Genomic DNA, 394 nt, shown 5'->3' with positions numbered 1-394 from the left:
ACTGGAACACCATGCCCACGTCCCGCCGGTGCGCGGGGATGTTCGTGATGTCCTCGCCGTCCATGAGCACCATGCCCGCGTCGGGACGTTCGAATCCGGCGACGGTGCGCAGAGCGGTTGTCTTGCCGCATCCGGACGGGCCGAGCATGGCCAGCAGTTCGCCCGGGTGGATCTCGAGGTCCAGCCCGTCCAATGCGGTGGTGGCACCGAAGGTTCGGCGTAGTCCGCGGAATTCCACGGTGGAACCGGCCCCCGTCGTGGTGGCGGGCGTCGGGTCGGTCAGTAGCGCGGTCATGAGGCCTCCTCGAGGCGTTTGGTGCGTCCGGCTGCGGCGACGAGCATGAGCAGTGCCCAGGTGCCGAGCAGGCCGACGATGGACACGGCCACCGACATC

1 protein-coding gene is annotated in these 394 nt (G+C 68.8%); it reads right to left on the bottom strand.

Going from position 1 to position 394, the window contains the following annotated elements:
- Positions 1-295 (bottom strand): ATP-binding cassette domain-containing protein (locus AC1DYG_RS20385; RefSeq protein WP_477641655.1); only part of this gene is annotated, 295 nt, incomplete at its 3' end.
- Positions 296-394 lie beyond the last annotated feature (99 nt).

This window comes from Pedococcus sp. P1_H8, assembly GCF_056405175.1.
Note: the sequence above shows the minus strand (reverse complement) of the source record. Positions and strands in the feature narration are given on the sequence as shown.